Source organism: Kosakonia cowanii JCM 10956 = DSM 18146 (genome assembly GCF_001975225.1).
Classification (GTDB): domain Bacteria; phylum Pseudomonadota; class Gammaproteobacteria; order Enterobacterales; family Enterobacteriaceae; genus Kosakonia; species Kosakonia cowanii.
The window spans coordinates 3,665,283-3,678,926 of the sequence record NZ_CP019445.1 but is presented as its reverse complement, the minus strand read 5'-3'; the positions used below and the strand labels follow the sequence as shown (position 1 = coordinate 3,678,926).

The following is a 13,644-nucleotide window of genomic DNA, read 5'->3' as shown; positions in this document are numbered from 1 at the left end:
TTTTACTACTTCAGCAGATGTCCCATCTTTTCCGCTTTCGTATCGAGATAGTGCTCATTCTTCGGATTGCGTCCCACAATCAGCGGCACGCGCTCGACAATATTGATCCCGGCTTCGGTCAGGATCTCCACTTTCTTCGGGTTATTGGTCAGCAGACGTACCTCATCCACCGCCAGCAATTTGAACATATCAGCGCAGAGGGTGAAGTCACGCTCGTCGGCGGCAAAGCCAAGCTGGTGGTTGGCTTCGACGGTGTCATAGCCCTGATCCTGCAGCGCATAGGCGCGGATCTTATTCAGCAAGCCGATGTTACGGCCCTCCTGACGATGATAGAGCAGGACACCGCGGCCCTCTTCAGCAATGTGATTCAGCGCCGCTTCAAGCTGGAAGCCGCAGTCGCAGCGCAGGCTGAACAACGCATCGCCGGTTAAACACTCGGAGTGCACACGTGCGAGAACGGGCAACTGCCCGGAAATATCACCATACACCAGGGCCACATGATCCTGTCCGGTTGCCAGTTCTTCAAAACCCACCATCAGGAAGTCGCCCCATGGGGTTGGCAGTTTGGCTTCTGCCACACGTTTAAGTTGCATGTGAATCTCCGGATTATTTGGGCGCAGCGCGCACCGTTAACCTGTAAGTTTTCTGAGTCGCGCCATTTTGCCACAAGGTGCCTGACGACGCCTACATCTGCGCGGTGAATACCGCATAAACGCACAAATGCGCCGTTTCAGCGAAACTGTCATTTTTCGGTTATGATTGTGTCACTTACGCACAAGGAGATGAGATGCTGTCTATTGCTAAGCGAACAACCGCCGGTGCGGCGATTTTATTAATTATGCCGCTGGCGGTCTGGATCTCCGGCTGGCACTGGGAGCCCGGGCAAAACCACTGGTGGCTGCGTGTGCTCTTCTGGATGACCGAAACGGTGACGCAGCCCTGGGGCATTATCACCCACGTTGTACTTTGTGCCTGGTTCCTGTGGTGCTTACGTTTTCGCCTGAAAGCCGCATTGATGCTCTTTGTGATCCTCGGCTGCGCGATTGTGGCCGGGCAGGGGGTGAAATCCTTTGTCAAAGGGCAGGTGCAGGAGCCACGCCCCTTCGTCTTATGGCTGGAAAAAGAGCATGCTGTCCCAACCGATCACTTCTACAGCCTGAAGCGCAAGGAGCGCGGCGCGCTGGTAAAAGAGCAGCTCGCCAGCCAGCATGATATTCCGGGGTTTTTACGTCACCACTGGCAAAAAGAGACCGGATTTGCTTTCCCGTCCGGGCACACCATGTTTGCGGCAAGCTGGGCATTGCTTGGCGTCGGGCTGCTGTGGCCGCGCAGAAGAACCTGGACTATCGTGATTCTGCTCGCCTGGGCGACGAGCGTGATGGGCAGCCGTCTGTTGCTTGGCATGCACTGGCCGCGCGATTTAGCGGTCGCGACGCTTATCTCCTGGATTCTGGTTACGCTGGCAACATGGCTGGCGCAGCGCATCTGCGGGCCGCTCACGCCGCCAGCGGAAGAGGTACCGGAGATCGTCGAGCGTGACAGCGAGACTTGATTTCCATCATTTTGGCCGCAAATCAGAAATTAACATTATGCATCCCCATTTCGCGGCGGGCGCTAAAATGGTAGTTTATAAGGCTTGTGGCAGTCAGTTGCACATAAATTCATCGCACGAACCACATAACGGGATGTAATGTGAAATATTTACTCATTTTTCTACTGGTGTTAGCGATTTTTGTCGTGTCGATTACGCTTGGTGCGCAAAACGATCAGCAAGTCACGTTTAATTATCTCCTTGCACAGGGTGAATATCGCATCTCTACGCTGCTGGCCGTGCTGTTTGCTACCGGCTTCGCGATCGGCTGGCTGATTTGCGGTCTCTTCTGGTTACGCGTGCGTGTTTCTCTCGCTCGTGCAGAGCGTAAAATCAAACGCCTCGAGCAGCAGATTGCCCCCGCCGCGGACGTTCCGGTTACGCCCGGCACGCCGGCGGTGAAGGAATAATATTTTATGCTGGAGTTGCTGTTTCTGTTGTTGCCTGTCGCAGCGGCCTATGGCTGGTACATGGGGCGCAGAAATGCTCAACAAACTAAACAGGATGAGGCTAACCGGCTGTCGCGTGAATACGTTGCCGGGGTTAACCTTTTACTGAGCAATCAACAGGATAAAGCGGTAGACCTCTTTCTCGATATGCTGAAAGAGGATACCGGCACGGTTGAGGCGCACCTTACTCTCGGCAATCTGTTCCGTTCGCGCGGCGAAGTTGACCGCGCTATCCGCATCCATCAAACCCTGATGGAGAGCGCCTCCCTCTCTTACGATCAGCGCCTGTTAGCGGTGCAGCAGCTTGGCCGCGATTATATGGCGGCCGGTATGTACGATCGCGCCGAAGATATGTTTAACCAACTGGTGGATGAGACCGATTTTCGCGTCAGCGCGCTGCAACAACTGCTGCAGATCTACCAGGCGACCAGCGAATGGCAGAAAGCGATCGACGTCGCTGAACGCCTTGTGAAGCTCGGTAAAGATAAGCAGCGCGGTGAAATTGCCCACTTCTATTGCGAGTTAGCGCTGCAGCAGATGGGCAATGAAGATATGGATCGCGCCATGGCGCTGCTGAAGAAGGGCGCAGCAGCCGATCGCGATAGCGCGCGCGTCTCTATCATGATGGGGCGTGTCTTTATGGCCAGCGGTGATTACGCGAAAGCGGTAGAGAGCCTGCTGAAGGTGATCGATCAGGATAAAGACCTGGTCAGCGAAACGCTGGAGATGCTGCAAACCTGCTACCTGCAGTTGGGTAAAACCGACGAGTGGGCCGCTTTCCTGCAGCGTTGCGTCGAGGAGAATACCGGTGCTGCCGCCGAACTGATGCTGGCAGAGATCGTTGAGCGCCGTGAGGGGGCAGATGCCGCGCAGGGATACGTCACGCGGCAGCTGCAACGTCATCCGACTATGCGTGTGTTCCACAAACTGATGGACTATCACCTCAACGAAGCGGAAGAGGGGCGCGCGAAAGAGAGCCTGATGGTGCTGCGCGAGATGGTAGGCGAGCAGGTACGCAGCAAGCCGCGTTATCGCTGCCACAAATGCGGTTTTACGGCCTATACCATGTACTGGCACTGCCCATCCTGCCGCGCCTGGTCGACGGTTAAACCGATCCGCGGCCTCGACGGCCAGTAATTTTTTAAAACCGCCTTTTTTAGTTACAACATACTTAGAAGATTTTCTAAGACGGTTTCATCAACTCCTGTGCGGTCAGCGCTTTGCAGGTAAGGGAAACTGTCATTTCGCTCGCGGCGCAGGTAGAATGCTGCCCGTTTATCCATTTTGCGCCTGAGCGGGTGCCCTCATTTCAGAAGGTCTGATCATGACGTCCACTGCTTTATCGACTTCCCGCGCGGTTACCGACTCTCCGGTCGTTGTCGCCCTCGATTACGCCAACCGCGACAGCGCCCTGGCTTTTGTAGACCGCATCGATCCGCGCGATTGCCGGCTGAAAGTGGGCAAAGAGATGTTCACGCTCTTCGGGCCGCAGTTCGTGCGTGAGTTACAGCAACGCGGGTTCGATATCTTCCTCGATCTGAAATTTCACGACATTCCCAATACCACGGCGCATGCGGTAAAAGCGGCGGCCGATCTTGGCGTCTGGATGGTCAACGTCCACGCCTCGGGCGGCGCGCGCATGATGACCGCAGCCAAAGAGGCGCTGTTACCATTTGGCGCAGATGCACCGCTGCTGATTGCGGTTACCGTGTTAACCAGCATGGAAGCGAGCGATTTACAGGATATCGGCATTACCGCCACGCCTGCGGAGCATGCCGAACGCCTGGCGCGTCTCACTCAGCAGTGTGGGCTTGATGGCGTGGTCTGCTCGGCGCAGGAAGCGGTGCGTTTCAAAAGCGAGCTTGGGCACGCCTTTAAACTGGTCACGCCGGGTATTCGCCCGCAGGGCAGCGACGCAGGCGATCAGCGCCGGATTATGACGCCCGAGCAGGCGTTGCAGGCCGGTGTTGATTATATGGTAATTGGCCGCCCGGTTACGCAATCTGCCGATCCGGCGCAAACCCTGAAAGCAATCAACGCCTCGTTAGGCAAGGGGAGAGCATGAGCGATAACAACAACCGTCTGGTCTACTCCACCGAAACCGGGCGCATTGATGAAGAGAAAGCGCCCGTAGAGCGCCCAAAAGGCGATGGCATTGTGCGTATCCAGCGCCAGACCAGCGGACGTAAAGGCAAAGGCGTCTGTCTAATCACCGGCATCGATCTTGATGACGAGGCGCTAACCAAACTGGCAGCAGAGCTAAAGAAAAAATGCGGCTGCGGCGGGGCGGTGAAAGAGGGTGTTATTGAGATTCAGGGTGATAAACGCGACCTGCTGAAAACACTGCTGGAAGCAAAAGGCATGAAAGTAAAACTTGCCGGTGGCTAAAAAAGAAAGGCCGCGTTATTCACGCGGCCTTTTATTTACCTGTTTTTTAAATCAGACCTGAAAGAAAGTAGATTTCTTGATATTTATTTGCCGTAGTACCGACTAATTATTTACCGACCTGATGGCCAATAATACCGCCGACTGCCGCGCCGCCCAGCGTGCCGAGCGTGCTGCCGTCTGTTAATACAGCACCACCAAGCGCACCCGCACCCGCGCCAATCGCGGTGTTACGAGAACGTTTATCCCAGTGACCACAAGCACTCAGAGACATTGCCAGGGTAACTGCCAGTACTGCCGCGGCCATTTTTTTACTTGTTAACATCATCATACTTTCTCCTGAATAATCGATTCACGGAACCAGAGGCTCTCTAAGTATAGTCTTAGAAATAATCTCAAAGATCTTCCGTGAAACCTTGCTGCGCAGGGGGTAATGCAATCACCTGAGTGATAATTACTCCCTGTTATATCGCTGATAATAATTTTACGCAGCGGCACGCAACAAACCAGGTAAAAACTCTTAATAAAATGCTCAGAATCGTCTCAGAAAAGAGAGAGATAGCCCGCCCTGGCGGGCAAAGGGATCAGGCGTTGGTTGGAGTTTGAACTATATCGATAATTAACCCCGCTTCTTTAAGCTGGCGCTGTGCCTCAGCGGAAATGGCGTCATCTGTAATCACCCGCTGAAAGCGGTCAACCGGGCCAAGCGTGTAAGGGTGTACGACGCCAAATTTTGAGCTGTCCGTCAGCACAATCGCCTCGCTGCCTTTTTCCAGCACCGCGTTCACCACATCGGTGCGCATCATATCGCGCCCGGTAAAGCCCGTTTCCGGCTGCCAGCCATCAATGCCGATAAAGGCTTTGCTGAAATGGACCTGGGAGATGTACTGGCGCGTCAGCGGCCCCACCATGCTTTCGCTCTTTTTCTGGTAAATGCCGCCGAGCAGAATCACTTCGCACTGCGCCGATTTAAGCAGATGCGCAATATAGCTGCTGACCGTAATGATGGTGATGTCCCGCTGCTCGCCAAGCTTGCGGGCGAGAAGGGCGTTGCTGCTACCGTTCTCAATAAACACTGTTTCACCGGCGCTGACCAGCGAGGCGGCAAAGTCAGCCAGCTCGCGCTTAACGGCATAGTTAGTCAGCATGCGTGTTTCGACGTCTTCGCTGTCGAGCGGCACGGCAAACCCGTGGGTGCGACGTAAATAGCTCTGCTTTTCCAGCGTATTCAGATCCTGGCGAATCGTCACTTCAGAAACGCCGGTCATGCGAGCAAGATCGGCGACGCTCATCTGACCTTTGTCGATGACCGTTTGCAAAATAAGTTGTTGTCGGGAATTCATAGCCACACTTTTTATCTTTCGCGCGAATGTAAATCGCCACGACTGCGGTGGCATTCCCGGCTGCCGCGTCATGGCGAAAAGAGATTACTTAAATTTCCCAGGGCGTTTTCTGCGTGCCTGAATGGGGGGACTGGTCGCTGTTATCGAGATCCCGCAACTCCGTCTTAAGAATTTCCAGATTACGGATAGCGGACTGATAATCTCCGGCCACCAGAATATCAAGCACGGTATCGATCCGGGCGGCCAGCTGTTTTACATCGATCTCTGCCATACCTTCACCTTCATATCGAAAAACGAATAAATTCAATGATGCAGAAAAGCGTTTAAAAAGAGAAGGGAAAAAAGCGCATCTCAACGGCTTCTCTGCATGAAGTATATATTCATCTCTCCGCCCGTGGTCGGTTCAGCGCGTGACGTAGTCTTTTCAGGCGCGCAACGCGCACTATCTGGAGGAATACGCAATGACGATAAGTAATCAACCGACCTGCAAACTCTTTACCGATGAACAACGTTTCACGCAACTCTCAGGTTTTTACGAAGAGGAGCGGCGCACCGTGTGGATGATGCTGCGCGCCAGGCCGCGTCCCTGCTTCAACCACCAACTGATTGAGGAGATCATGAACCTCTCCTGGCTGGTCAGGCAGAGCGGATTTGCCGTCGACTTCTGGGTCACCGGATCGCTGGTTCCCGGTATGTTCAACACCGGCGGCGATCTGCACTTTTTTGTCGAGTGCATCAAAAACGGGCGGCGCGAAGCGTTGCGCGCTTATGCCCGCGCCTGCGTTGACTGTGTGCATGCCGCTTCACGCGGTTTTGATACTGGCGCAATTTCGCTGGCGATGATCGAAGGGAGCGCGCTCGGCGGTGGGTTTGAAGCCGCGCTGGCGCACCATTTTGTGCTGGCGCAGCGCGATGCGCGTCTCGGTTTCCCGGAGATCGCCTTTAATCTCTTTCCCGGCATGGGAGCCTACTCATTAGTCACGCGCCGCGCAGGGATGAAACTGGCGGAAGAGCTTATCTACAAAGGGGAGTCCCATTCGGCGGAATGGTATGCGCCAAAAGGGCTGGTCGATATCGCGTTTGAAGAGGGACAAGGCTTTATGGCCGTGCGTACCTTTATCGATACGCTGCAACCCCGCCTGAATGGCGTGCGGGCGATGCTCAGAGCGCGTCAGCGTGTGCTGCAACTGCCACGCAGTGAGCTAATGGATATCACGGAAGATTGGGTAGATGCCGCCTTCTGCCTGCAAGCGAAAGATATCGCCTATATGGAGCGCCTGGTGCTGTTGCAAAACCGCCATACGGCGGTTGCGCTCAGTAAAGCCGGTTAACGCGCCTTGCGTGGCTGGTAGCGTGTAAACCAACGTTCAAACGCGGCAGCGGGCATCGGTCTGGCGAACAGAAACCCCTGCCGCTCATGGACGCCGTTGTCGGTCAAAAACGCATCCTCCTGCGCACTCTCAACCCCTTCCGCAATCACCTGCAGGTTAAGCGCCGCCGCCACCGCGACAATCGCGCGCACCAGCGATTGCGAAATCGGTTGTTGATGAATATCGCGCACGAAACTCTGGTCGAGTTTGATGGCGTTAAGCGGAAAGCGCGCCAGTTGTGACAGTGAGGAGTAACCGGTACCAAAGTCATCCAGATGCACCTGCGATCCCAACGCGCTGAACTGCTGGATCACCGAGAGCGCCAGCGCTTCGTTTTCGATTATGCAGCTTTCGGTCAATTCAACATCAATCGGACAGTCAGCAAAATGAAGCTCGCTGAGCGCCCGTTTCAGATCGCTAAAGATGGTCTGATCGGCCAGCTGTCGGGCAGAAACATTCACCGCCACGCGCAGGTTAATCCCCTGGTCGCGCCATTGCGCCACTTGCCGTACCACATCCAGCATTACCCAGCGGCCGAGCGGCACAATCAGGCCGGACTCTTCGGCGTAGGAGATAAAATCGAGCGGTGGGATCAACCCGCGTTCGGGCGACTGCCAGCGCACCAGCGCTTCGAGGCTGCGCACTTCGCCATCCCGATTCACTTTCGGCTGGTAGTGAATCACCAGTTGCTCTTTATCCAGCGCTTTGCGCAGATTGGTGTCGAGCCAAAGGTACTCAAACACCCGCTGGTTCATCTCGGCGCAAAACACGCAAAACTTGCCGCGACCGTTCTCTTTAGCGGTATACATCGCGGTATCGGCATTGCGGATCAGGTTTTCGCGATCGTTGCCATGTTCAGGGGCGAGGGCGATACCAATCGAGCAGCCGGAGTAGATCTCAATCAGCCCGATACGGAACGGCGCGCGCAGCCGGCACAAAATGCGCGAGGCCATCGCTTCCAGCGCCATTTGCGAGGTATTCGTCGCCAGCACGATAAACTCATCGCCGCCAAGACGCGCCAGCACCTGGCCCTCATCAAGACAGCCTAATATGGCCAGCGCAACGGCCTGCAGCAGCTGGTCGCCAAACATATGCCCGTAGGCATCGTTCACTTTTTTAAAGTTATCGAGGTCGAGATAGACCACGCCGACCTGGGTGTCGCCGCGCGCAGCAATCGCATCGCTGATGCGATCCTGGATAGCGTTGCGATTGGGTAAACCGGTAACGGTATCGGTATTCGCCAGCACCCGCAGCCGCTCCTGGGCGTGGCGCTCCTCGGTAATGTCGGTACCGGAGCAGATAAGGTAAACCTCATTTTTGCCGCTGCCGCTGTGCACAAACTTATTGCGAAAGATAAACAGCCGCTGGCCTTTGCGCGTCTTTACCCAGCGCTCCACTTCATAAGAAGATCCATCGCGGAAAAATTGGGTGATGTTGCGCTTTGAGGCCGCCGCTTCGCTGCGGCTCATAAACAGCTTAAAGACGTTTTGCCCAATCACTTCGTGCTCTTTCAGGCCGGTGTACTCTTCGCTCAGGCGGTTAAAACGCTGAATGTTGCCCAGCCGGTCAAGGATGACAATCACTGAATTGGCTTCCGACACCACCTGCTCTGCAAAGGAGAGACCCTGCACCAGATCGCGAGCGACTGCCTGGGTATCGTCCCATGCCGATACGCTACCCGCCCAGGCGTTACGGGTAATTTTGCGCCCGACAAGGTGAACCGTCACCTCTTCGCCAAACAGGGTGAGGGGCATGGTCAGGCTGGAGGTGATCACCGTCATCGCGCGGATCTGCGCCGCCTGCTCATCGGTCAGCGCGACCACCTGCGTCGTATCGGCATGCTCTTCAGGGGCGAAATGCAGGGCGTTGCTGTCAGCCGTAAGCCGCCAGTAAGGACTGTGTGAACCCAGATAGCGAAACAGCACGCTCTGTTCCTGCGTCTCTCTCATGCGTTCTCCCAACCTACCCGCCACAGGACGGGCACCTGTTGATGACCGACAACCGCCGTTAATAACAGGACGGTTCTCCGTTAACGTATTGTTTTTATAGGAGTGTTGAGTAAAGCGTTACCTGGTGTGGAAAAGCAGAGACGGCTGCCGCACGCAAATGTGGGCGGTAAACAAACCGCTGCATGATGAGAAGTGTGGTCGGTTTTCGCTATTTGTGGGAGGGAAAGTGCTTAAAAATGCGCGATATATTGGTAGAAAAGCGCTCCCTCCCGAACGGGAAGGAGCGTAGAAGCGTTACATCACCGGACGGGCGATCACGCTGCGGGTTTCCATGCGCACTTCGGCGATGGTGACATCAATGACATCCGTCACTTTGAACACCACTTCACCTTTGATCTGCACGGTGCCGCTCTCCTGGCTGCACACCAGCTCATCACGCACGGCATGAATGAACGGGGCAGGGATAAAGGCGACCGCACCGTTATCCACCAGGCGAACGCGCATGCCGCCACGGCTGACATCGATAATCTCTGCCGCGAAGCGGGTGTCGGTGCCGGCTTTGTTTTGCAGGAAACGGGCATAGAGCCAGTCGCCGACATCGCGCTCGGCCATGCGGTTCAGGCGACGACGCTCCGCCATCTGCACGGTAGTCTCATCCTGCGGACGCACCGGCGTTTCACCTTTGATGATCGCTTTCAGCAGGCGGTGGTTGACCATATCGCCATACTTACGGATCGGCGAGGTCCAGGTCGCGTAAGCATCCAGCCCCAGGCCAAAGTGCGGGCCTGGATTGATGCTGATTTCGGCGAAGGACTGGAAACGACGAATGCGGCTGTCGAGGAACCCGGAAGGCTGCGCGTCGAGTTCACGGCGCAGTTTGCAGAAGCCTTCCAGCGTCAATACTTCTTCAGCATTCACTTCAACGCCGTGGGTTTTCAGCATCGCCACCAGTTGCTCGCTGTTCGCCGGGTCAAAACCTAAATGGACGTTGTAGATACCAAAGCCCAGCTTGTCGCGCAGCACGCGCGCGGCGCAGATGTTGGCGGCAATCATCGACTCTTCAACGATGCGGTTGGCAATGCGGCGCGGCTCGGCAACGATATCCAGCACTTCGCCTTTTTCGCCCAGTACAAAGCGGTAATCCGGACGGTCTTTAAACACCAGCGCATGGGTCTGACGCCACTGGCCGCGCAGATCGCAGGCACGTTTCAGCAAACGGATCTGCGAGGCGATGGCGTCATTAACAGGCTGCCACTCACCGCGGTTTTCCAGCCAGTCAGAGACATCGTCATAGGCCAGTTTGGCTTTTGATTCGATGGTGGCGGCGAAAAATTCAATGTTCTCTTCAATCGTGCCGTCGCTGTCCAGCGTCATGCGGCACACCAGCGCCGGACGCACTTCGTTCGCGCGCAGGGAGCAGAGATCGTCGGAGAGTTCGCGCGGCAGCATCGGAATGTTGAAGCCCGGCAGGTAGTTGGTGAAGGCGCGAATTTTCGCCGCATCGTCAAGCTTGCTACCTTCGGCAATCCACGCGGTAGGATCGGCAATCGCCACGGTCAGCTGCAGCTTGCCGTCCGCCAGCTCTTCAGCATAAAGCGCATCATCCATATCTTCGGTGCTGGCGCTGTCGATGGTGACGAAATCAAGCGCGGTCAAATCGACACGCTGCAGGCCATCATCGAGCATCTCTGTTGCCACACCGTTTGGCGCCTCTTTTTCGAGGTTATGACGGGCAAGCGTTACCCACCACGGCACAAAGTGGTCATCGGAGAAGGTGATAAATTGCGTGAGTTCCGCGTAGAAGCCGCGATCGCCCTTCAGCGGGTGACGACGCATCTCGGCGACCGCCCAGTCACCCTCTTTAAAATCATGCTCCACGCCACGCGCGGCGCGGCAGGGGATGGAGTCTTTGAGTAAAGGATGATCCGGCACAATCGACAGGCGGTCATCTTTCTTGTGCACTTTGCCCACGAAACGGGTCAGAAAAGGCTCGACCAGCGTTTCCGGCTCCGCGCTTTCGCGCTCTTTTTCCGTGTGAATAACGGCAACAATACGATCGCCGTGCATCACTTTTTTCATCTGCGGCGGCGGGATGAAATAGCTTTTTTGAGCATCGACTTCCAGAAATCCGAAGCCTTTCTCGGTGCCTTTAACAACACCTTCTGCACGCGGTGTCTGAGAGTGGAGCTGCTGTTTAAGCTGCGCGAGCAGCGGGTTATCTTGGAGCATAATCATCTATTTTCGTGGCTAAAAGAGCGGCTGACAGTTTTACGCGATTCCGCCTGTTGCAGCAAGCGCTCTTTCAGCAAAATCTCCTGCGCGCCGCCCGGTTTATAGCCTTACGCCGCAGGCTCGCCGAGGGCGATCTTCAGCCGGTTGATCCAGCCGCACAGGGCGCAGCGCAGCAGCAGACTGAATGCTACCTGGGGGCTAAAACCCGCATCTGAGAGTGCTGCAAGCTGAGCGGGGCTGAATCTGTCCGGCGCGCAGGTCAGCACCTGCACCGCTTGCACCAGCGAGCGCTCTTTATCGTTATCGGCCAGAAACGCGCTGAGGGCAGGTTCGCCCTGGCGCAGCGCTTCCCGTAGTCCGGCGGCGTGAACGCCGCGCTGCAGCCGCTCAGCAAAACAGCCGGTGCTGCCATTGATCCGCGCTGTAGAGGCCCCGACCAGCCAGCCCAGCGTTTTATTCGGCGTAATGGCGTTCACCTGCTGGCAAATCTCGCCCAGCTCGTTAAGCAGCAGATGCTCGTGCGCCAGTAGCGGCGCAAGCTGGCGCAGCTCGGGCAGCGGCTGCCAGTGGGCAAGGGAGCCCATTTGCGCGGCGTTTGAAATACGGGGATCAACCCCCTCAATCGCCGGTTGCCAGCCCGCGTTTTCATCGGCAAACAGGCTGGCGTCGGCGGGCGGCTGCGTCTCCATGCCGGGAATATAGCGCACTGGTTGTCCCAGCAGCGCCTGCAAAATGGCGAGCACCCGCGCCTGGAAGGCGATAAACCCGACAATCTGGTTGAAGAGCACAATATCGAACAGCGTCAGGCCCACCTCTTCGAGCTGCTGGCGGGCCCGGGTATCAATCACCGACGGCGAAGCGGCAAGCTGACGCGCATATTGTGTAATTTGCGCCAGCCGGCAGTTGCTCTCGCGCGATGAGTCGGGTGCTGCGAGGGGAGCGAGCCGTGCCGCGTAGTGGTTGCATAAACGCTGGACGCCAAACACCTGCGCCACGGTGAGCGCGGTGCTGAGCCGATCGTAGGCGCTGAAGGTACGCAGCCGCGTCGTCTGTACCCGCTGCGGAAAGAGCAGGGCGTAGAGTTTGCGTGCAGGCGCAGCAATGGCCTCGACATCGCCATGCAGATCATCCGGCACAGTCAGGTCGAGCAGAAAGGGGTCATTAACGGTAGCGGCTTCGGGAACCAACGGTAGCGCGTGTACCCGGCTGGCGCTTGACTGGGTCTCATGATACCAGTGGCTTTTGCCTGCAATCCGGCGTTGTTCCATGGTCGTTCCTTGGTCTCAAAGTGGCGATCCGGGGACGACGTCAGGTCTTAGCTTGCCGGATCGGTGGTGCTGCTTAATCCTGGCGTAAGGGGGAGGCGGGATAAAAGATTGTTAGGTGATAACAAATATCAGAAAGGCATAAAAAAACGCCCCTTCGGCAGAAGGGGCATTGGGGAATTATTTGATTTCCAGCTCGTTCATCGCAGCGATGTTGAAACCGCCGTCGACGTGAACCACTTCACCGGAGATACCGGCAGAGAGGTCAGAGCAGAGGAACGCCGCGGAGTTGCCGACGTCTTCGATGGTCACGGTGCGACGAATCGGGGTAACCGCTTCGCAGTGTGCCAGCATTTTACGGAAGTCTTTGATACCGGAAGCCGCCAGGGTGCGGATCGGACCGGCGGAGATGCCGTTGACGCGCACGCCTTCCGGACCCATCGCGTTCGCCATATAGCGCACGTTCGCTTCCAGAGAGGCTTTCGCCAGACCCATCACGTTGTAGTTCGGGATAGCGCGCTCTGCGCCCAGGTAGGAGAGGGTCAGCAGCGCGGAGCCCGGGTTCAGCATTTCGCGGCAGGCTTTTGCCATCGCTACAAAGCTGTAGGAGCTGATGTCGTGGGCAATTTTGAAGCCTTCACGGGTTACGGCGTTAACGTAGTCGCCGTCCAGCTGATCGCCCGGTGCGAAACCGATGGAGTGCACGAAGCCGTCAAATTTTGGCCAGACTTTCGCCAGGTCAGTAAACAGGGCGTCGATGCTCTCATCTTGCGCCACATCACACTCCAGCACGATGCTGGAACCCAGCTGGGCGGCAAACTCTTCAACACGGCCTTTCAGCTTGTCGTTCTGGTAGGTGAACGCCAGCTCCGCGCCTTCGCGATGCATAGCCTGTGCGATGCCGTATGCGATGGAGAGTTTGCTGGCTACGCCAGTCACCAGAATGCGCTTACCGGAAAGAAAACCCATAGCTTTAATCCTTATATTCATTGTTGTGGCGCTCGCGGCTCTGTTGGGGCGAGCGTCGTTAAAACGCGGCGATTCTATCATGAGTCGCCGT

General features: G+C 56.4%; 14 protein-coding genes. 6 read left to right on the top strand and 8 right to left on the bottom strand.

Annotated features, from left to right (window positions below; all coding sequences use genetic code 11):
• Positions 1-5 precede the first annotated feature (5 nt).
• Positions 6-593 (bottom strand): GTP cyclohydrolase II, encoded by a 588-nt coding sequence (ribA, locus tag BWI95_RS17395; RefSeq protein WP_054803444.1) that lies wholly within the window; start codon positions 591-593, stop codon positions 6-8.
• A gap of 194 nt (positions 594-787) precedes the next feature.
• Here ribA and pgpB point away from each other — a divergent pair, with 194 nt between their 5' ends.
• The 5 genes from pgpB to yciH all read left to right on the top strand — a co-directional run bounded on the left by pgpB (position 788) and on the right by yciH (position 4,428).
• The gene (pgpB, locus tag BWI95_RS17390; protein ID WP_054803443.1) at positions 788-1,552 is read left to right on the top strand and encodes a phosphatidylglycerophosphatase B; all 765 of its coding nucleotides are present in this window, start codon (positions 788-790) and stop codon (positions 1,550-1,552) included.
• Positions 1,553-1,692: 140 nt separating this feature from the next.
• Positions 1,693-2,001 (top strand): LapA family protein, encoded by a 309-nt coding sequence (locus BWI95_RS17385; RefSeq protein ID WP_023478720.1) that lies wholly within the window; start codon positions 1,693-1,695, stop codon positions 1,999-2,001.
• 6 nt (positions 2,002-2,007) lie between these two features.
• Positions 2,008-3,177: a lipopolysaccharide assembly protein LapB gene (gene lapB, locus BWI95_RS17380; RefSeq protein ID WP_054803442.1), complete on the top strand. Its 1,170-nt coding sequence runs from the start codon at positions 2,008-2,010 to the stop codon at positions 3,175-3,177.
• 187 nt (positions 3,178-3,364) lie between these two features.
• The gene (pyrF, locus tag BWI95_RS17375; protein WP_054803441.1) at positions 3,365-4,105 is read left to right on the top strand and encodes an orotidine-5'-phosphate decarboxylase; all 741 of its coding nucleotides are present in this window, start codon (positions 3,365-3,367) and stop codon (positions 4,103-4,105) included.
• The gene (yciH, locus tag BWI95_RS17370; protein WP_076769922.1) at positions 4,102-4,428 is read left to right on the top strand and encodes a stress response translation initiation inhibitor YciH; all 327 of its coding nucleotides are present in this window, start codon (positions 4,102-4,104) and stop codon (positions 4,426-4,428) included. Before pyrF ends, yciH begins: the two co-directional genes overlap by 4 nt.
• Positions 4,429-4,534: 106 nt before the next feature.
• On the opposite strand, the gene osmB is transcribed toward yciH, so the two are convergent.
• The 3 genes from osmB to yciZ all read right to left on the bottom strand — a co-directional run bounded on the left by osmB (position 4,535) and on the right by yciZ (position 6,039).
• On the bottom strand, positions 4,535-4,753 hold the full coding sequence (gene osmB / locus BWI95_RS17365) for an osmotically-inducible lipoprotein OsmB (RefSeq protein WP_034812242.1): 219 nt from the start codon (positions 4,751-4,753) through the stop codon (positions 4,535-4,537).
• A 256-nt stretch (positions 4,754-5,009) separates the two neighbouring features.
• Positions 5,010-5,768, bottom strand: a complete 759-nt coding sequence (gene yciT / locus BWI95_RS17360; RefSeq protein ID WP_054803440.1) for a DNA-binding transcriptional regulator YciT — start codon at positions 5,766-5,768, stop codon at positions 5,010-5,012.
• Positions 5,769-5,856: 88 nt separating this feature from the next.
• Positions 5,857-6,039, bottom strand: a complete 183-nt coding sequence (yciZ, locus tag BWI95_RS17355) for a protein YciZ/DeoL (protein WP_054803439.1) — start codon at positions 6,037-6,039, stop codon at positions 5,857-5,859.
• A 190-nt stretch (positions 6,040-6,229) separates the two neighbouring features.
• Between yciZ and BWI95_RS17350 the strand changes: the two genes are divergently transcribed.
• Positions 6,230-7,099 carry a crotonase/enoyl-CoA hydratase family protein gene (locus tag BWI95_RS17350; protein WP_054803438.1) on the top strand — a complete coding sequence of 290 codons (870 nt, stop codon included), beginning with the start codon at positions 6,230-6,232 and terminating at the stop codon, positions 7,097-7,099.
• Here the strand turns inward: BWI95_RS17350 and pdeR are convergent.
• The 4 genes from pdeR to fabI form a co-directional block, all read right to left on the bottom strand.
• Positions 7,096-9,087 (bottom strand): cyclic di-GMP phosphodiesterase, encoded by a 1,992-nt coding sequence (gene pdeR / locus BWI95_RS17345; RefSeq protein WP_054803437.1) that lies wholly within the window; start codon positions 9,085-9,087, stop codon positions 7,096-7,098. The genes BWI95_RS17350 and pdeR overlap by 4 nt on opposite strands.
• Positions 9,088-9,381: 294 nt before the next feature.
• Entirely contained in the window at positions 9,382-11,316 is a 1,935-nt protein-coding gene (locus tag BWI95_RS17340; protein WP_042714825.1) for an exoribonuclease II, read from the bottom strand.
• A gap of 110 nt (positions 11,317-11,426) precedes the next feature.
• Positions 11,427-12,587, bottom strand: a complete 1,161-nt coding sequence (locus BWI95_RS17335; RefSeq protein WP_054803436.1) for a hypothetical protein — start codon at positions 12,585-12,587, stop codon at positions 11,427-11,429.
• A 177-nt stretch (positions 12,588-12,764) separates the two neighbouring features.
• A complete protein-coding gene (fabI, locus tag BWI95_RS17330; RefSeq protein ID WP_023478625.1) occupies positions 12,765-13,553 on the bottom strand; it encodes an enoyl-ACP reductase FabI in 789 nt (262 codons plus the stop codon).
• Positions 13,554-13,644: the final 91 nt, after the last annotated feature.